We start from the raw sequence: 16,098 nt of genomic DNA, 5'->3' as shown, positions 1-16,098 counted from the left end.
TCAGAGGTTGTAGACGGAGTTGATGATCGCGCCCTTGCGGGCGTAGTGGATGATCGCGTCCTGCACGTCGAGCGGGTGGGCGGGGATGACGCCCTCGATCAGGTCCTCCTCGCGGATGCCGTGCAGCGCCAGGCCGAAGCGGCAGCAGTAGACCGTCCCGCCCTCGGCGATGTACGTCTCGAGCGAGGCGTTCATGTTGAGCTCGCCCGGGAAGCCGGCGTCGCCCGTCGTCGGGAAGCCGCGGTTGGCCGAGCAGGCCAGCGTGCCGGGTCCATAGAAGTAGATCGCCGTCTCGAAGCCCTTGCGCAGCGCCCGCGTGGCCTGCAGGATCGCCACGAAGCTGACCGACGACTCGTGCGGGATGCCGTGGATCAAGGTGAAGTACGACTGTCCCTCCTCGGCCTGGTAGTCGGGGAAGATCTTGGTCGAGCCGTACAGGTTGGTGCCCTGGGGCAGCGAGGGGTGCTGGATCTCGGCGAGCGAGGCCTCGATGTTGGCGGCGATCTGGTCGTCGATCTCGGTCATCAGTTCTCCTGTGGGGGTCGTGAGGTGGGTCGTGCACTGACCGTGGCGGGCCAGGGAATGGGGGGTCAGCCGTACAGAGCGGTGAAGTTGCCGCGGAAGAAGGCCTCCGCGAGCTCGGGGTCCTTGGCGACGGCCGACAGGCGCGCGTGCTCGCCCTCGAAGTCGCCCCAAGGGCAGTCGGTCGCGAACAGGATGCGGTCGTGCCCGATCCCGCGCTTCTCGATCTCCTGCACCAGCCACACAGGTGCGAAGCCGATCGTCCAGCTGGTGTCGGTGTAGACCTGCTTGCCGGCCTCGATCCAGTCGAACAGCCGGCCGCCGATGAGCTTCATGTGCCCGCTCATGCCGCCGCCCAGGTGGACGAGGTGGATCTTGGTGTCGTCGCCGTACTTCTCGACGAGCGTGCCGACCTGGTCGATGTCGGAGGCGGCGCCCGGCGACGTGTGCACGTGGACGACGAGGTCGTGCTGCGCGGCGGTCGTGAAGATCTTGTCGATCTCGTCGGCGCAGTCGGGATCGGCGGGGTGCCCGCCGAGCAGGAAGCTCGTCTTGAGCGCCTTGACGCCGGACTCGCCGACGAGCCTGAGCGCCTCGTCGTTGCGGGCGGCGTCCGAGGCCTTGGGCGAGACCCAGAGGCCGCAGCTCACGCGGTCGTCCTTCTGCGCCGCCTCGACGGCCAGCGGATTGAGGTCGAACGCCGCGTCGGGCACCGGCACGCCGTAGTTGGGCAGCACGAGGGCCCGCTCGGTGCCCTCACGGTCGAGATCGGCGAAGAAGCCCTCGACGGTCTCCTTGGCGGTGACGTCGGCGCGGATGGCCGGTCCGCCGTAGAACGCGTGCTCCGGCAGCGCGCCGATGTGGCGGTGGCTGTCGAACACTCGCTGGGTCATGCATCAAGTCAGCGCCCCGCGTGTTTCGGTCTGGTCACGCCCGGAACAAAGGCCCGTGAAGTGCCTGTGTCCCCGTGTTACGCCCCTCCCGCCGACGCGCGGGTTCCGCACCGCTGGCGCGCGGGTTCCGCACCGCCGACGCGCGGGTTCCGTCAGGGGGCGGGCCAGGTCTCGGCCCGCCAGGCGCTGTCCCAGAACATCCACTCGAAGCGGGTCGAGCGGCGGTACGCGGCCAGCACCCCGACGCGGTCGGTCGCGACGACATCGAGGTAGGCCTCGGCCCGTCCGACCGCTTCGTCGAACTCCGGAGCGGCGTAGGTGTCGATCCACGCCCCGTACGGGTGGTCGCCCGGCGCGCGGCGCGCCAGCACGTGCCGACCGACCTCGGCGTACACCCGGAAGCACGGCAGAACTGCTGCCAGGGCGACGTCGAACGGCGCCGTGTGCGCCGCCGCCTCCAGCGAGCCGGTGTAGGCCACGCACGTCGGCGACGCCTCGGGCACGGTCGCGGTGTCGGGGTCGAGGCCACGCGGCGCCAGGTAGGCCCGGTGCAGCTCGCGCTCCGCGGCGACCGCCCCGACGGCCGATCCCGCCAGCAGCTCGGTGCCGGCCACGTCGGGCGCCCGGCACGCCAGCGCCGACAGCACCCTCGCGTAGCGATCGAGGTAGTGCGCGTCGTCGACCAGGTACCGGACGAAGACGTCCTCGGGCAGCGAGCCGTCCACCAGCCCGGCGACGAACTCGTGGCGGCAGATCGCCTCGAACCAGTCGTCGACCGACTGCCAGCACTCCTGCGAGACGGCGGTCATCCGCGCACCCGGTGGTCGACAGGCCCGCTGCCCTGCCCCAGCTCGAGCGACGCCCCAGCGAGCAGGGCCCGGCTCAGGTAGTCCTTGGCCGACGTCACGGCGTCCGGCAGGTCATGTCCCCGCACCACGTACGAGGCGATCGCCGACGACAGCGTGCAGCCCGTGCCGTGGGTGTGCGGCGTGTGCACGCGCGGCGACTCGAGCCGGACGGCACCGTCGGCGGTGACGAGCACGTCGATGCAGCGGTCTCCGTCGAGGTGCCCGCCCTTGGCCAGCACCGCGCCGGGTCCGAGCGCGAGCAGGGCTCGCCCGGCGTGCTCGAGGTCGTCCGCCGAACCGATGCCGAGCCCCGTCAGCACCTCGGCCTCGGGCACGTTGGGCGTCACGAGGGACGCCAGCGGCACCAGCAGATCGCGGATCGCGGCGGCGGCCTCCTCCGGGACGAGACGGTCGCCGGACGTCGCGACCATCACGGGGTCGAGCACGACCACCGGCACGGGATGCTCGCGCAGCATCGCCGCCACGGTCCGCACGACCTCGACCGAGCCCAGCATGCCGATCTTGACCGCGCGCACGTCGAGATCCGTCACGACGGCCTCGTACTGCTCCGCGACGAACTGCGCGGGCACGGCGTGCACGCCCGTCACGCCCAGCGTGTTCTGCGCCGTCAGCGCCGTGACGACGGTGGCGCCGTACACGCCCAGCGCTGCAGCGGTCTTGAGATCGGCCTGGATGCCGGCACCCCCGGACGGGTCGGACCCGGCGATGCTCAGCATCACCCCGGTGCGGCTCATCGCGGCACCACCGTCTCGCCGAGCGCAGCGTCGACCACGCGGCGCAGGTGCTCGGCCGCGGCTCGCGGATCGGGTGCCGCGCAGATCGCGCTGACCACGGCCACCCCTCCGGCTCCCGCACGGATCACGTCGGCCGCCCGGTCGCGGTCGATGCCCCCGATCGCCACCAGCGGGAGCCGCCCCGCGAGCCGGTCGGCCACGGCCCGCACGCCCGGCAGCCCGAACGGCGCGCTCGCGTCGGGCTTGGTGGCCGTGGCCCACACGGGGCTCACCGCGACGTAGTCGCACGCCGCCAGCTGCGTGTCGTCGCCCAGCTGGTCGAGGTGGTTGATCGACCAGCCGATCACGGCGCCCGGGCCCAGTGCCGCCCGGGCGACGCTGGGCGCGACGTCGTCCGCGCCGACGTGCAGGCCGTCGGCGGACCGTGCCGCCTCGACGTCGTCGTCGACGATCACGGCCACCCCGGGGGGCAGCAGCGTCCTCAGCGCACCGGCGCGGTCGGCCAGGGCCTGCGTCGTGGCGTGCTTGTCGCGCACCTGCACGCAGGTCACTCCCCCGGCGACGGCCGCGGCCACCACGTCGTCGAGCCCATCGGTGCCGGGGTCGGTGACCAGGTAGAGCCGCAGGTCGGCGGTCACGACCGGTCGACCCGGGCCGAGGCCACGCGGACGTCGTCGAGTGCCGCCAGCTCGTCGAGCAGCGCGACCCGGAACGAGCCGGGACCTGCCGCTCGCGCGCCGGCGCGCTCGCCCGCGACCGACAGCATCACCATCGCCGCGACCGCTGCCTCGACGGCGTCCTCCTCGACGGCGCAGCACGCGGCGACGAGTGCCGTGGCCGAGCACCCGAGCGCGGTGACCATCGGCATCCACGGGTGGCCGCCGTGCACGATCGCGGTGCGCGCACCGTCCGTCACGACGTCCTCGACCCCCGTGACCACGACGACGGCCTGCAGGTCGCGGGCCAGCTCCCGTGCTGCCTCGACGGCGTCCGACGAGGAGGCATCGCTGTCGACGCCGCGGCCGCCCGCCTGCGAGGTAGCGATCGCGAGGATCTCGCTGGCGTTGCCGCGCACGACGGTGGGCCGGTGCTCGAGCAGCTGCGCCACGATCCGGCGGCGGTAGGACGTGGCGCCGACGGCCACCGGGTCGAGCACCCACGGTGTGCCGACCTCGTGCGCGGCACGGGCCGCCTCGATCATCCCCTCCACCCAAGGCGGTGACGGCGTGCCGATGTTGACGCCGACCGCGGACGCGAGGCGGGCGAACTCGCCCGACTCGTGCGGGTCGTGCACCATCGCCGGTGACGCGCCGACCGCGTTGAGGACGTTGGCGGCGACGTCCATCGAGACGAAGTTGGTCAGGTACTGCACCAACGGCGACTGCGCGCGGACCGCCGCGACGATCGATGGGGTCGCGGACGTGACAGTGCTGCTCATGACAGGCTCCCTAGCGCCGGTGCTAACCGGATCAGGTTCGTCGGGTCTCATCTCAGCCCCTCGTGGGGCACCCCGGCCGTGTGACGCCGACGATACACATACGCTCCGTCGCCCGCTGCGGGCCCTCACGCACGCGAAGGCGAGGTGGCGAGGTGGCGACTAGGTGCGCGGGTCGATCACGATCAGCTCGGTGTCGTCGGGCGTGCCGGGCCGCCGCGCCGAGTTGCCCGGGTAGTTGTTGTCGTTGGCGATCAGCAAGCGGCCGCCCGACAACGGCACGAGCGTCTCGACCGACTGGAACCCGAACGAGAACCGACGGCCTGTCCCCCAGCCCCCGCCCTCGCTGAGGCCCTTGTCGTCCGAGATCGAGAGCAGGTCGACGACGAGCTTCTTGCGCACGGACGACGCTCCCGCGCCGAGCCTCACCTCGTACACCTTCTTCGTCACGGCCTTGGGGCCGTCGAGGTCGTCGCGCTCGAGCACCAGCAGCCGGCCTCCCGTCGTGATCTGGGCGTCGGCGACGAGGTTCGCGTCGGCGTCGACCCGGTAGTCCCACGACCGGGACGTGTAGCGGTTCGCACGGGTGTCGAACTCGCGGACGACACGCCGGCGCGCGTCGGCGTCACCGACGACGGCCTTCTCGAGCACCGGGTAGAGGTAGCGCCGGTCGGGTGACTGCGCCATCGCCTCGAACCCGCCGCTCTGCTGGGTGCGGGGCTGCTCGCCGCCCAGCTGCGGGTTCTGCGGCGACCTGCCGAGTGGTGAGGCCACCGGCGCGGACAGCACGCGCCCCTTCGCGTCGACGTGCACGATGAACGGACCGAACTCGTCGCCGATCCAGAAGATGCCGTCGCGGCCGCGCTGCACCGACTCGATGTCGAGGTCGTCGCCCGTCAGCTGACGGTCGCGCGTGCCCTCGTTCACGATCGGGAACGGGATCTCGTGACCTGGGTCGGACAACGTGATGTGTCGCAGGACCTCGACCGCGCCGCTGCCGCCCTGCGCCGTCCTCCACCGCGGCTTGACGAGGTAGAGCCGCAGCAGGAAGTCGCCCGAGTTGCCCTTCGCGCCGAAGCCGTTGTCGGGCTGCGCCCAGAACGTCCCGTCGCGATTGTCGATCGCCGCCGAGAAGCCAGGTATGACCTGGCCCGGGAACGGTCCCTGGCGTCCGTTGGCCGGGGTGGCCAGGGCGCCGGACGGAGGACCGGGCGCCTGGACGTCCGCCGACAGCGTGGCGCGGGCGAGCAGCCGCGCACCGTCCCCCTCGTGGTGACCGTGATGACCGCGGTGGTCGGACGCTGCGGCGGGCGAGACGGTCGCCGCGGCGAGCGCGACGACCAGGCCGCCGACGAGGTGGTGCCGTGAAGGACGAGACATGACGTGGCTCCTCTGGTTCGGTGGACCGGACCCCCCGGGCCTGCCTCGACCCAACCCCAGCAGGGCGACACCCCGGCGACGCGCGAGCGAACACTCCGGTGCAGACGCGACAGGGGCGCCGCACCTCTCGGTGCGACGCCCCTGCGGTGGTGCGGGTGGTGCTGCTGGCTAGCGGGCGGCCTGGCCGTCGATGTAGTCGGCGTCCTGCTGCTTCCAGGAGAAGTGCGAGCGCAGGACCTTGCCGGTCTTCTCGATCGGGTGCCCGGCCTCCTCCTCGCGCAGGCGCAGGAACTCCGGCGCGCCGGCGTCCTGGTCGTCGATGAAGCGCTTGGCGAACGTGCCGTCCTGGATGTCGGCGAGCACGGCCTGCATGCGCTCCTTGACCGACGCGTCGATGATGCGCGGGCCCGAGACGTAGTCGCCGTACTCGGCGGTGTCGGAGATGCTCCAGCGCTGCTTGGCGATGCCGCCCTCCCACATGAGGTCGACGATCAGCTTCAGCTCGTGCAGCACCTCGAAGTAGGCGATCTCGGGCTGGTAGCCGGCCTCGGTCAGCGTCTCGAAGCCCGCCTGGACGAGGTGCGACATGCCGCCGCACAGCACGGCCTGCTCGCCGAACAGGTCGGTCTCGGTCTCCTCGGTGAACGTCGTCTTGATGACGCCCGCGCGGGTACCGCCGATGGCCTTGGCGTACGAGAGCGCGAGGTCCCACGCCTTGCCGCTGGCGTCCTGCTCGACCGCGATGATGTCGGGGATGCCGCGACCGTCGACGAACTCGCGACGCACGGTGTGCCCGGGAGCCTTGGGGGCGACCAGTGCGACGTCGACGCCCTTGGGGGGCGCGATGTAGCCGAAGCGGATGTTGAAGCCGTGGCCGAACACCAGCGCGTCGCCGTCGACCAGGTTGGGCTCGATGTGCTCGGCGTAGACGTGACGCTGCACCTGGTCGGGCGCGAGGATCACGATGACGTCGGCCTCCTCGACCGCCTCGGCGACGTTGCGGACCCGCAGCCCCTCGGCCTCGGCCTTCGCGCGGCTCTTGGAGCCCTCCGGCAGGCCGACGCGCACGTCGACGCCCGAGTCGCGCAGGTTGAGCGCGTGCGCGTGCCCCTGGCTTCCGTATCCGATGACCGCCACGTGGCGGCCCTGGATGATGCTGAGGTCAGCGTCGTCGTCGTAAAAGAGTTCAGCCACGGGTCATGTCTCCTCGGAAAGGGCTTGGAAGGGTTCTGGGGTCGGGGTGGTGGTCAGCCGGCCTGCACGCCGGGGACGGTGCGCAGGCTGCGGTCGGTGATGGAACGGGGCCCGCGGCCGATGGCCACGCGCCCGGACTGGGCAATCTCGCGGATGCCGAACGGCTCGAGGACGTTCAGCATGGCGGTGAGCTTGCCGGCATCGCCGGTCGCCTCGATCGTCACGGCGTCCGTGGCGACGTCGACCACCTTAGCCCTGAACAGGTTGACGGTCTCGAGCACCTGTCCACGGGTCTGGGGATCGGTCTTGACCTTGATCAGCATCAGCTCGCGCTCGACCGCGTGGGTCGAGTCGAGCTCGACGATCTTGAGCACGTTGACGAGCTTGTTGAGCTGCTTGGTGACCTGCTCGAGCGGCAGCTCGTCGACGTTGACCACGATCGTCATGCGCGAGATCTCGGGGATCTCGGTCTGCCCGACCGCGAGCGACTCGATGTTGAAGCCGCGTCGCATGAACAGGCTCGAGACGCGCGCGAGCACGCCCGGCGTGTTCTCGACCAGGACGGAGAGAGTGTGTTGAGTGGTCATCGCAGTCCCTCCTGCGTGGAAAAGGCAGAGTACGCAGTCGCGACTGCATGCCACTCATGGTTCATTCGCTGGCGCTCATTCACTAGATGTCCTCGTCGTCCCAGGTGGGGGCCAGATCACGGGCGATCTGGATGTCGTCGTTGCTGGCACCGCCGTGCACCATCGGCCAGACCATGGCGTCCCGCTCGACCACGAAGTCGATCACGACGGGGCGGTCGGTGATCGCCAGCGCCTTCTCGATCGTCGCGTCGAGGTCGGCCTCGCTGTCGCAGCGCAGCCCGACGCAGCCATAGGCGTCGGCGAGCTTGACGAAGTCGGGGATGCGGCGCGCACCGATCGACTCCGGGCCCGTGTTGAGGTCGGTGTTGGAGTAGCGCCCCTCGTACAGCAGCGTCTGCCACTGACGGACCATGCCGAGCGAGGAGTTGTTGATGACCGCGACCTTGATCGGGATGCCCTCGAGCGCGCACGTGGCGAGCTCCTGGTTGGTCATCTGGAAGCAGCCGTCGCCGTCGATGGCCCACACCACCGAGCCGGGCAGGCCCACCTGGGCGCCCATCGCGGCGGGCACCGAGTAGCCCATCGTGCCGGCGCCGCCGGAGTTGAGCCACTGGCGGGGACGCTCGTAGTCGACGTAGTGCGCCGCCCACATCTGGTGCTGGCCGACGCCTGCGACGTAGGTGGCGTCCGAGCCCGACAGCGCGCTCAGCCGCTCGATGACGGTCTGGGGCGCCAGCCCCTCGGCCGGCTTGTCGTAGCCGACCGGGAAGCGCTTCTTGATGCCGAGGACCTGCTCGCGCCATGCGGCGTAGTCGCCCTCGACGCCGTCGTCGTCCGACTGCTTGCGCAGGGTGCCGATCAGCTCGGCGATGACCTCGCGGCAGTCGCCCACGATCGGGACGTCGGCCGTACGGTTCTTGGAGATCTCGGCGGGGTCGATGTCGGCGTGGATGACCTTGGCGAGCGGCGCGAACGACGACAGCTGGCCCGTGACGCGGTCGTCGAAGCGCGCGCCCAGCGAGATCAGCAGGTCGCTGCGCTGCAGGGCGGTGACGGCCGCGACCGTGCCGTGCATGCCGGGCATGCCCAGGTGCAGCTCGTGCGAGTCGGGGAAGGCGCCCCGCGCCATGAGCGTCGTGACGACCGGGATCTGCGTCAGCTCGGCGAGCATCTTGAGCTCGGCTGCCGCATTGGCCTTGATGACGCCTCCGCCGACGTACAGCACCGGACGCTCGGCGGCGGCGATGAGCCGGGCCGCCTCGCGCACCTGCTTGCCGTGCGGACGCGTGGTGGGCCGGTAGCCGGGCAGCGCCAGCTCGGTGGGCCAGTCGAAGGTCGTCGACGACTGCAGCGCGTCCTTGGCGATGTCGACCAGCACCGGACCGGGACGGCCCGTGCCGGCGATGTGGAACGCCTCGGCGATGACGCGCGGGATGTCGGCCGCGTCGGTCACGAGATAGCTGTGCTTGGTGATCGGCATCGTGATGCCGCGGATGTCGGCCTCCTGGAAGCCGTCGGTGCCGATCAGGTGCGTCGCGACCTGCCCCGTGATGGCCACGATCGGCACCGAGTCCATGAAGGCGTCGGCGATCGCGGTGACCAGGTTGGTGGCACCGGGACCGGACGTCGCCATGCACACACCGACCCGGCCGGTGACCATCGCGTAGCCCTGGGCGGCGTGCCCGGCGCCCTGCTCGTGGCGCACGAGGATGTGGCGGATCTGCTCGGAGTCGAACAAAGGGTCGTAGGCCGGGAGGATCGCGCCGCCCGGGATGCCGAAGATCGTGTCGACGCCTGCATGCTCCAGCGCCTTGACGAGGCTCTGGGCCCCGGTCAGCTGCTCCGCGATCTGCTCTGTCATGTCTGTTGCTACCTCACTGTTCGGATGATCGGAGGCCGGTTCCGACCGGCTCGTCCCCCGTCGCACGGACCCATAAAAAAATCCCCCGGCCCCCAGCGTTCGCTGGGTGCTGTCGAGGGAGACGCTAAGCCTGGTGGGGCGTCGCGTCAGTGGCGTACTACGAGAAGGTGCGCATGCATGCCTCAAGGATGGGCCTGCGCTGGCTAAATATCAAGTCGCGAGACGCTCCGTACCATCATGTGGACGATTTGGGGGCGCGAGCGCGCCCCGATTGGCCCCCTACCGTGGTCATGCGCTGAGATGGTCATCGGACCTGTCCCCACGCGACAGGCAATCTACCTAGGGGAACCCTCATGAAGAAGACCTTGACCGCGGCGTTCGTCGTCGCCGCCCTCTCCCTCACGTCCGCCTGCGGCGGCGGAGGCGACCGTCCCTCGAAGGCGGATGTCAAGGAGGCGCTCACGAGCAAGGACAACGTGTTCGGCACCAAGATCCCGTCCAAGACGGCCGACTGCATCGCCGGAGCGCTCGTCGACTCCGACGTCTCCGACAAGACGCTGCAGGCCATCGTCGACGGCGACAAGAAGTACAAGGGCAGCGACAAGGACAAGGACGCCCTCAACGGCCTCCAGTCCGACCTGACGAAGTGCGCCACGGCTGCGGCCAACTAGCCCGACGCGCGGCGGTCCACGCCGACCCCGGCCCGGACGGTGCAGACGCCTGCGCCCTCCGGGCCGTCGTCGTCCTGGCACCAGTGCCAGGGCGGCAGTGACGCCAGGGCGCACGGGTGCGACCATGAGCGTGCCTGTCCGCGAACCTCCGGCGCGGACCCGATCCCTGCGGGAGACCCCATGAAGAAGACTCTGAGCGCGGCCTTCGTCGTCGCTGCCCTGACCCTCACGTCCGCCTGCGGCGGCGGTGGAGGCGACCGTCCCAGCCAGGACAAGCTCGCGGCACAGCTCAAGAAGTCCACGAACGGCGCCATCACCGGCAAGCAGGCCGACTGCGCCGCCAAGGCGATCATCGACTCCGACCTGTCCGACGAGGCCGTCAAGGCCGTCGCCGAGAACAACACCAAGTACAAGCCGTCCGATCAGGACACCAAGGCCCAGGGCGACGTCTCCAAGGAGATCGGCAAGTGCATCACGCCGCAGACCCCCTCGTCGACGCCCGCGCCGTAGCAGCCCGCACAACGCAGCAGACGGCCCGGCGGCCTGGCCGCCGGGCCGTTCGCTCGCCCGGGGCCGGAGCAACGACCCGAGCGGCGGTCTACCAGGGCGAGGCCACGTAGTCCTTCAGGAAGACGCCGTGCACGTCGTCGCCCGCCTCGCCCCGCACGATCGGGTCGTACACGCGCGCAGCCCCGTCGACCAGGTCGAGCGGCGCCTTGAACCCCTCCTCGGCGAGCCGCACCTTCGTCGGGTGCGGTCGCTCGTCGGTGATCCAGCCGGTGTCGACGGCGGTCATCAGGATGCCGTCCTGCTCGAGCATCTCGCCCGCGCTGGTGCGGGTCAGCATGTTGAGCGCCGCCTTCGCCATGTTGGTGTGCGGGTGGCCGGGCCCCTTGTAGCGACGGCTGAACTGACCCTCCATCGCCGACACGTTGACGACGTAGGTGCGGCGCGCCTCCGCTGCGGCCATCGACGGGCGCAGGCGGCTGACCAGGATGAAGGGCGCCGTCGTGTTGCACAGCTGCACCTCCAGCAGCTCGAGGGCGTCGACCTCGTGCACCCGCTGCGTCCAGCTGTTGACGTCGACCGTGTCGGGCACGAGTCCCCCGGCGTCGATGCGCTCGAGATCGGCCGACCCTGCCGCCATCGCGAGCGACGTCAGCTCGTCGGCGGTGTAGGCGTCACCGGCCATGACGGGGTGGGCCGAGACCGAGCCGACCAGGGCGGCCGGGTGGGCGTCGCTGGTGTGGCCGAACGTCATCAGCTCGGGCAGCGGCCCGTCGGGCAGCGGCGCCGACTCGGCCTCGGCCAGCGGCGCATACGCCCCCGGGGTGCGCCGCACGGTCTGGGCGGCGTTGTTGATCAGGATGTCGAGGGGTCCCTGCGCCGCGACCGAGTCGGCGAGACCCACGACCTGGGCCGGGTCGCGCAGGTCGATGCCGACGATGCGGAGCCGGTGGATCCAGTCGGCGCTGTCGTGCATCGCCGTGAAGCGGCGGACGGCGTCGTGGGGGAACCGCGTGGTGATCGTCGTGTGCGCGCCGTCGCGCAGCAGCCGCAGGGCGATGTACATGCCGATCTTGGCGCGTCCGCCCGTCAGCAGGGCGCGCTTGCCGGTGAGATCGGTGCGAGCGTCGCGCTTGGCGCGGTTGACGGCTGCGCAGTCGGGGCACAGCTGGTGGTAGAACGCATCGACCACGGTGTACTTCTGCTTGCAGATGTAGCAGGGCCGCGGCACCAGCAGCGTGCCTGCGGTGGCGCCGGCGGCGTTCGACACGAGCGGGATGCCCTCGGTCTCGTCGTCGATGCGGGTCGGCGAGCCGGTCGCGGTGGTGGCCACGACGGCTCGGTCGGCGGCCGCGACCTCGGCCCGCTTGGCCAGGCGACGCTGCTTCTTGACGTCCTTGTAGAACTTGCCGCACGCGTGCCGCAGCGCGACGTAGGCCTGGTCGTCGTCCTCGAGGAACTGGGCCTCGCCGAGGACCTTCAGCGCGATCGCGAGCTCGTCCTCGGTGAAGGACGCGGGACGGGGAGATGGCATTCCTCCATTGTCCCCGACCGTCCGAGGCGGGGTCGGCGCGGGCTCAGCGGCGCCAAAAGCCCGACCGCCGACGACGAAGCCGCAGGACGTGCCGGTCGCCGATGGCCGACCGCACCTCCTGAGGGAGCGCCGCCAGCTCGAGCACCCGCACCGTCACGACACCCAGGTCGGCCGGTCCGGCCGCGGTCAGCAGCGCGGTCTCGAGCGTTCGACCGACGGCGGACGCGTCGGCCGTCGCCTCGCCCACCCACGCCAGGCAGCCGATCGGCGGGCTGTCGTCGACGGTGTACATGAGGGCGTGCAGCTCACGGACGTCGTGCTCGCCCGCCGCCTGCGTCAAGGCCGCGAGCGCGCCGTCGGGGATCTCGTCCCACATCGTCACGCGGACGGCTGCGCCGACCGGAAACGGCTCGCTGAACGGCTTGAGGCCGGCCACGTAGGCCGCAGACGCCGTCATGCCGGACGTGCGCTCGGGGTCGACCTGCACGCCGACGCCCGGGGGCAGCAGCTGCAGCAGGTCACGCACGAGGATGGGGCGCAGCTCCCACGACTCGACGTGCAGCGCCTGCTCGGCGATCTCGGCGCTCGTCCACACCGCGACCATCTGCTGGCCCACTGCCGCCTCGGTGCCCGAGAACACCCCCGTCGTCCGGTCCACGCCGATCAGCACCGACGCGAACAGGAAGTCCCACTTCGTCGCGAAGACGATCACACGCCCGCCTCCATAGCCGACTCCCGCGATGTGTGACGTCCTGCCCCTCGCGACGACACAGAGCGGTGCACGTCGTCACACATCTCGAGGGAGCAGACTCCGGCCACGATCAGCCGCAGACCGCGCCGTCTGCGGCCGAGCTGACGAGCTTGCGGTACTTGGCGAGCACGCCCTTGGTGTACTTGGGCGGCAGCGGCTCCCAGCCGACCTTGCGGGCCTCGAGCTCGTCGGCGTCGACGTCGACGTCGAGACGCTTGTTGGCCACGTCGAGGGTGATCTGGTCGCCGTCCTTGACGAACGCGATCGGGCCACCGTCGACGGCCTCGGGTGCCACGTGACCGACGCACAGACCCGTCGTGCCGCCCGAGAAGCGTCCGTCGGTCATGAGCAGGACGTCCTTGCCGAGCCCGGCGCCCTTGATGGCACCGGTGATCGCGAGCATCTCGCGCATGCCGGGGCCGCCCTTGGGGCCCTCGTACCGGATGACGACGACGTCGCCGGCCACGATCGTGCCGTCCTCGAGCGCGTCCATCGCCTTGCGCTCGCCGTCGAAGACCCGGGCCGTGCCGGTGAAGACGTCGGAGTCGAAGCCGGCGCTCTTGACGACGGCGCCCTCGGGAGCCAGCGTGCCGTGCAGGATCGTGAGGCCGCCCGTCTTGTGGATCGGCTTGTCGATCGCGCGGATGACGTCGCCGTCGATGCGCTGCTCGATGTGGGCGAGGTTCTCGGCCATGGTCTTGCCGGTGACCGTCAGGCAGTCGCCGTGCATCAGGCCCGCGTCGAGCAGCGCCTTCATGATGACCGGGATGCCGCCCACCTTGTCGACGTCGTTCATGACGTAGCGGCCGAACGGCTTCAGGTCGCCCAGGTGGGGCACCTTGTCGCCGATGCGGCTGAAGTCCTCGAGCGTCAGGTCGACCTCGGCCTCGCGGGCGATCGCCAGCAGGTGCAGCACGGCGTTGGTCGAGCCGCCCAGCGCCATGACGACCGTGATGGCGTTCTCGAACGCCTGCTTGGTCAGGATGTCGCGAGCCGTGATGCCCTTGCGGAGCAGCTCGACGACGGCCTCGCCCGAGGCGATGGCGTACTCGTCGCGGCGGCTGTCGATCGCCGGCGGAGCCGACGAGCCGGGCAGGCTCATGCCGAGCGCCTCGGCGGCCGACGCCATGGTGTTGGCGGTGTACATGCCGCCGCAGGCACCCTCGCCGGGGCAGATCGCGCGTTCGATCTTGTCGACCTGCTCGCGCGACATCCTGCCCGCCAGGCACGCGCCGACGGCCTCGAAGGCGTCGATGATCGTGACGTCCTTGCCGTCGACGTTGCCGGGCATGATCGAGCCGGCGTAGACGAAGACGCTCGCGAGGTCGAGGCGGGCGGCGGCCATGAGCATGCCGGGCAGGCTCTTGTCGCAGCCGGCGAGCAGCACCGAGCCGTCGAGGCGCTCGGCCATCATGACGGTCTCGACGGAGTCGGCGATGACCTCACGGCTGACGAGCGAGAAGTGCATGCCCTCGTGGCCCATCGAGATGCCGTCGGAGACCGAGATGGTGCCGAACTCGAGCGGATAGCCGCCGCCGGCGTGCACGCCTTCCTTGGCGCGCTTGGCCAGGCGGTCGAGCGACAGGTTGCACGGGGTGATCTCGTTCCAGCTGGACGCGACGCCGATCTGGGGCTTGACCCAGTCGTCGTCGCCCATGCCGACGGCCCGCAGCATGCCTCGCGACGCGGTGGCCTCGAGGCCATCGGTGACGGTGCGGCTGCGCGGCTTGATGTCGATCTCGTTCTCGGGAGGCATGGTGCACAGATTACGCCGTGGTCTCGATCGCCGGTCTGCGAGTCCGCTCAGAAGAGCGGGACGAACACCAGGGCCAGGCCCCAGCTGACGAAGCTGCCGACGAGCACGTACTCGGCACGCAGGCCGTCGGCGTTGTCGCGGGAGATCTCGGGGAACCGCAGGATGCCCTTCGCGGCGACGACGATCGCGATCGCGGCGAGGTTGCCGCTGAGCGCGCACGCCAGCACGAACCACCGCTCGAGCGGGCCGAGCACGCGTCCACCCTTGAGCTCGGCCCCCTGCGCGAGCACCTGCGGTCCGGTGGCCTGGAGGACGCGCCGGACCACGACGTTGGCGGCGGTGGACAGGAACAGCACGACGCCCAGCCCCAGGGCCGCGCGGTCGATCGGCACGTCGGCCAGGCGCGGGATCGGCAGGTCGTCGTACCAGCCTCGGGCCGGCACGTCGTCGAACGTCCACCACCCCGACGAGACCACGAGGAGGACGACCACGACACCCAGGAGCGTCACGCCGGCCGACGAGTCGTGGCCCGCCGCGACGACCCACACGACGAGCACGACGGTGAGCAGCGCCGCGAGCCACACGGTGTGCCAGCCGGCCCCGAGCAGGAGCAGGCCTGCCACCGCGACCAGCACCCCCGAGCCGATCTTCCATCGGCGCACCAGGTCGGCGACACCGATGCTCGCCAGCAGCACCGCGAGCACGCTCATGCCGTGCCTCCGGACGCCTGGGCGATCGACTCGAGCAGCGCGCCGATGCCGGCACGGTGCCGTTGCGAGACGGCCGACGGCGAGATGCCCTCGTCGGCGGCCAGCTGCGTCAGCGACCGCCCTCGCAGCTGGCCGAGCGCGATGCGCCGCTGGCGCCCGTCGAAGCCGCTGACGAGGTCGTCGCGGACCAGCAGGTAGGCCTGGGCCATGTCGGGTGCCTCCGTCGTGTCGTCGCGCACGATCCACGTGCGCAGCCCCGGCAGCTGGCGGCTGCGGTCCTTGGCCGTGTCGACGGCCTGGCGTGCCGACCACCAGGCGGGGCCGTCCTGGGTCAGACCGTAGTTGGACTCACCGACGATCTCGATCCCTCCGACCCCGATGCCGAACCGGCAGTCCATCGATTCCGGCAGCGCCAGCCGCACCAGCACCGTGGCGAGCATCGCGCTGGAGAGGTCGGCGTAGACGCCCTGCAGCTCGTCGCCGATCGTCGGCTCGAGCGGCTGCTCGGCGTCGACCATCTCGTTGGCGACGGCCAAGGCGGTCGTCAGGTGTCGCTGCGCCTCGCTGCGCGACGCCTGCTCGCGCGAGCCCACCAGGTCGCCGATCACGGCGTGGAGCTGAGGTGAAGCGGGACGGTTCATCTGGCCATAGTGAAGCATTTGACTTCATTTCACAAGATTGAAGCATTTAACTT

General features: G+C 70.8%; 17 protein-coding genes and 1 riboswitch. Of the genes, 2 read left to right on the top strand and 15 right to left on the bottom strand.

All coding sequences use genetic code 11. The annotated features are described in order from the left end of the window. From DX116_RS10890 to DX116_RS10845, 10 genes are all read right to left on the bottom strand, one after another. Entirely contained in the window at window positions 1-525 is a 525-nt protein-coding gene (locus DX116_RS10890; RefSeq protein ID WP_119704301.1) for an MSMEG_0572/Sll0783 family nitrogen starvation response protein, read from the bottom strand. A 65-nt stretch (window positions 526-590) separates the two neighbouring features. Further along, window positions 591-1,415, bottom strand: a complete 825-nt coding sequence (locus DX116_RS10885; protein ID WP_119704300.1) for an amidohydrolase family protein — start codon at window positions 1,413-1,415, stop codon at window positions 591-593. A 152-nt stretch (window positions 1,416-1,567) separates the two neighbouring features. Continuing rightward, on the bottom strand, window positions 1,568-2,224 hold the full coding sequence (locus DX116_RS10880) for a TenA family protein (protein ID WP_119704299.1): 657 nt from the start codon (window positions 2,222-2,224) through the stop codon (window positions 1,568-1,570). Further along, window positions 2,221-3,018 carry a bifunctional hydroxymethylpyrimidine kinase/phosphomethylpyrimidine kinase gene (thiD, locus tag DX116_RS10875; protein ID WP_199716051.1) on the bottom strand — a complete coding sequence of 266 codons (798 nt, stop codon included), beginning with the start codon at window positions 3,016-3,018 and terminating at the stop codon, window positions 2,221-2,223. Before thiD ends, DX116_RS10880 begins: the two co-directional genes overlap by 4 nt. Further along, window positions 3,015-3,656, bottom strand: a complete 642-nt coding sequence (thiE, locus tag DX116_RS10870) for a thiamine phosphate synthase (protein WP_119704298.1) — start codon at window positions 3,654-3,656, stop codon at window positions 3,015-3,017. Before thiE ends, thiD begins: the two co-directional genes overlap by 4 nt. Continuing rightward, window positions 3,653-4,456, bottom strand: coding sequence for a hydroxyethylthiazole kinase (gene thiM / locus DX116_RS10865; protein ID WP_119704297.1), 804 nt, complete (start codon window positions 4,454-4,456; stop codon window positions 3,653-3,655). The genes thiE and thiM overlap by 4 nt, the downstream gene beginning before the upstream one ends. Further along, a riboswitch (TPP riboswitch) is annotated at window positions 4,447-4,541 on the bottom strand. It overlaps the preceding gene by 10 nt. 74 nt (window positions 4,542-4,615) lie before the next feature. Next, window positions 4,616-5,833, bottom strand: coding sequence for an esterase-like activity of phytase family protein (locus DX116_RS10860; RefSeq protein ID WP_119704296.1), 1,218 nt, complete (start codon window positions 5,831-5,833; stop codon window positions 4,616-4,618). A gap of 168 nt (window positions 5,834-6,001) precedes the next feature. Continuing rightward, window positions 6,002-7,027, bottom strand: coding sequence for a ketol-acid reductoisomerase (ilvC, locus tag DX116_RS10855; protein ID WP_119704295.1), 1,026 nt, complete (start codon window positions 7,025-7,027; stop codon window positions 6,002-6,004). A gap of 53 nt (window positions 7,028-7,080) precedes the next feature. After that, complete coding sequence (gene ilvN, locus DX116_RS10850; RefSeq protein ID WP_119704294.1) at window positions 7,081-7,614, bottom strand: acetolactate synthase small subunit; 534 nt, start codon at window positions 7,612-7,614, stop codon at window positions 7,081-7,083. Window positions 7,615-7,696: 82 nt separating this feature from the next. Then, window positions 7,697-9,475 (bottom strand): acetolactate synthase large subunit, encoded by a 1,779-nt coding sequence (locus tag DX116_RS10845; protein WP_199716050.1) that lies wholly within the window; start codon window positions 9,473-9,475, stop codon window positions 7,697-7,699. Window positions 9,476-9,828: 353 nt separating this feature from the next. On the opposite strand from DX116_RS10845, the gene DX116_RS10840 reads away from it, so the two are divergent. Beyond that, window positions 9,829-10,146: a hypothetical protein gene (locus tag DX116_RS10840; RefSeq protein ID WP_119704293.1), complete on the top strand. Its 318-nt coding sequence runs from the start codon at window positions 9,829-9,831 to the stop codon at window positions 10,144-10,146. A 180-nt stretch (window positions 10,147-10,326) separates the two neighbouring features. Next, window positions 10,327-10,656: a hypothetical protein gene (locus DX116_RS10835; protein WP_119704292.1), complete on the top strand. Its 330-nt coding sequence runs from the start codon at window positions 10,327-10,329 to the stop codon at window positions 10,654-10,656. Between the two features lie 88 nt (window positions 10,657-10,744). On the opposite strand, the gene DX116_RS10830 is transcribed toward DX116_RS10835, so the two are convergent. The 5 genes from DX116_RS10830 to DX116_RS10810 form a co-directional block, all read right to left on the bottom strand. Further along, the gene (locus tag DX116_RS10830) at window positions 10,745-12,187 is read right to left on the bottom strand and encodes an SDR family oxidoreductase (protein WP_119704291.1); all 1,443 of its coding nucleotides are present in this window, start codon (window positions 12,185-12,187) and stop codon (window positions 10,745-10,747) included. Between the two features lie 43 nt (window positions 12,188-12,230). Continuing rightward, window positions 12,231-12,899 (bottom strand): hypothetical protein, encoded by a 669-nt coding sequence (locus DX116_RS10825; RefSeq protein WP_119704290.1) that lies wholly within the window; start codon window positions 12,897-12,899, stop codon window positions 12,231-12,233. A 109-nt stretch (window positions 12,900-13,008) separates the two neighbouring features. After that, complete coding sequence (gene ilvD, locus DX116_RS10820; protein WP_119704289.1) at window positions 13,009-14,694, bottom strand: dihydroxy-acid dehydratase; 1,686 nt, start codon at window positions 14,692-14,694, stop codon at window positions 13,009-13,011. A gap of 47 nt (window positions 14,695-14,741) precedes the next feature. Further along, window positions 14,742-15,404, bottom strand: coding sequence for a hypothetical protein (locus DX116_RS10815; RefSeq protein WP_119704288.1), 663 nt, complete (start codon window positions 15,402-15,404; stop codon window positions 14,742-14,744). After that, window positions 15,401-16,045 carry a SatD family protein gene (locus DX116_RS10810; protein ID WP_119704287.1) on the bottom strand — a complete coding sequence of 215 codons (645 nt, stop codon included), beginning with the start codon at window positions 16,043-16,045 and terminating at the stop codon, window positions 15,401-15,403. Before DX116_RS10810 ends, DX116_RS10815 begins: the two co-directional genes overlap by 4 nt. Window positions 16,046-16,098 lie beyond the last annotated feature (53 nt).

It is taken from the genome of Aeromicrobium endophyticum (genome assembly GCF_003586285.1).
Classification (GTDB): domain Bacteria; phylum Actinomycetota; class Actinomycetes; order Propionibacteriales; family Nocardioidaceae; genus Aeromicrobium; species Aeromicrobium endophyticum.
This window is presented reverse-complemented; position numbering and strand designations above follow the sequence as displayed.

What these genes read in the sequence shown, in the direction of transcription:
- DX116_RS10890 (WP_119704301.1), bottom strand. Translation starts at nt 525, where the DNA reads ATGACCGAGATCGACGACCAGATCGCCGCCAACATCGAGGCCTCGCTC.
- DX116_RS10885 (WP_119704300.1), bottom strand. Translation starts at nt 1,415, where the DNA reads ATGACCCAGCGAGTGTTCGACAGCCACCGCCACATCGGCGCGCTGCCG.
- DX116_RS10880 (WP_119704299.1), bottom strand. Translation starts at nt 2,224, where the DNA reads ATGACCGCCGTCTCGCAGGAGTGCTGGCAGTCGGTCGACGACTGGTTC.
- thiD (WP_199716051.1), bottom strand. Translation starts at nt 3,018, where the DNA reads ATGAGCCGCACCGGGGTGATGCTGAGCATCGCCGGGTCCGACCCGTCC.
- thiM (WP_119704297.1), bottom strand. Translation starts at nt 4,456, where the DNA reads ATGAGCAGCACTGTCACGTCCGCGACCCCATCGATCGTCGCGGCGGTC.
- DX116_RS10860 (WP_119704296.1), bottom strand. Translation starts at nt 5,833, where the DNA reads ATGTCTCGTCCTTCACGGCACCACCTCGTCGGCGGCCTGGTCGTCGCG.
- ilvN (WP_119704294.1), bottom strand. Translation starts at nt 7,614, where the DNA reads ATGACCACTCAACACACTCTCTCCGTCCTGGTCGAGAACACGCCGGGC.
- DX116_RS10845 (WP_199716050.1), bottom strand. Translation starts at nt 9,475, where the DNA reads ATGACAGAGCAGATCGCGGAGCAGCTGACCGGGGCCCAGAGCCTCGTC.
- DX116_RS10840 (WP_119704293.1), top strand. Translation starts at nt 9,829, where the DNA reads ATGAAGAAGACCTTGACCGCGGCGTTCGTCGTCGCCGCCCTCTCCCTC.
- DX116_RS10835 (WP_119704292.1), top strand. Translation starts at nt 10,327, where the DNA reads ATGAAGAAGACTCTGAGCGCGGCCTTCGTCGTCGCTGCCCTGACCCTC.
- DX116_RS10830 (WP_119704291.1), bottom strand. Translation starts at nt 12,187, where the DNA reads ATGCCATCTCCCCGTCCCGCGTCCTTCACCGAGGACGAGCTCGCGATC.
- ilvD (WP_119704289.1), bottom strand. Translation starts at nt 14,694, where the DNA reads ATGCCTCCCGAGAACGAGATCGACATCAAGCCGCGCAGCCGCACCGTC.
- DX116_RS10815 (WP_119704288.1), bottom strand. Translation starts at nt 15,404, where the DNA reads ATGAGCGTGCTCGCGGTGCTGCTGGCGAGCATCGGTGTCGCCGACCTG.
- DX116_RS10810 (WP_119704287.1), bottom strand. Translation starts at nt 16,045, where the DNA reads ATGAACCGTCCCGCTTCACCTCAGCTCCACGCCGTGATCGGCGACCTG.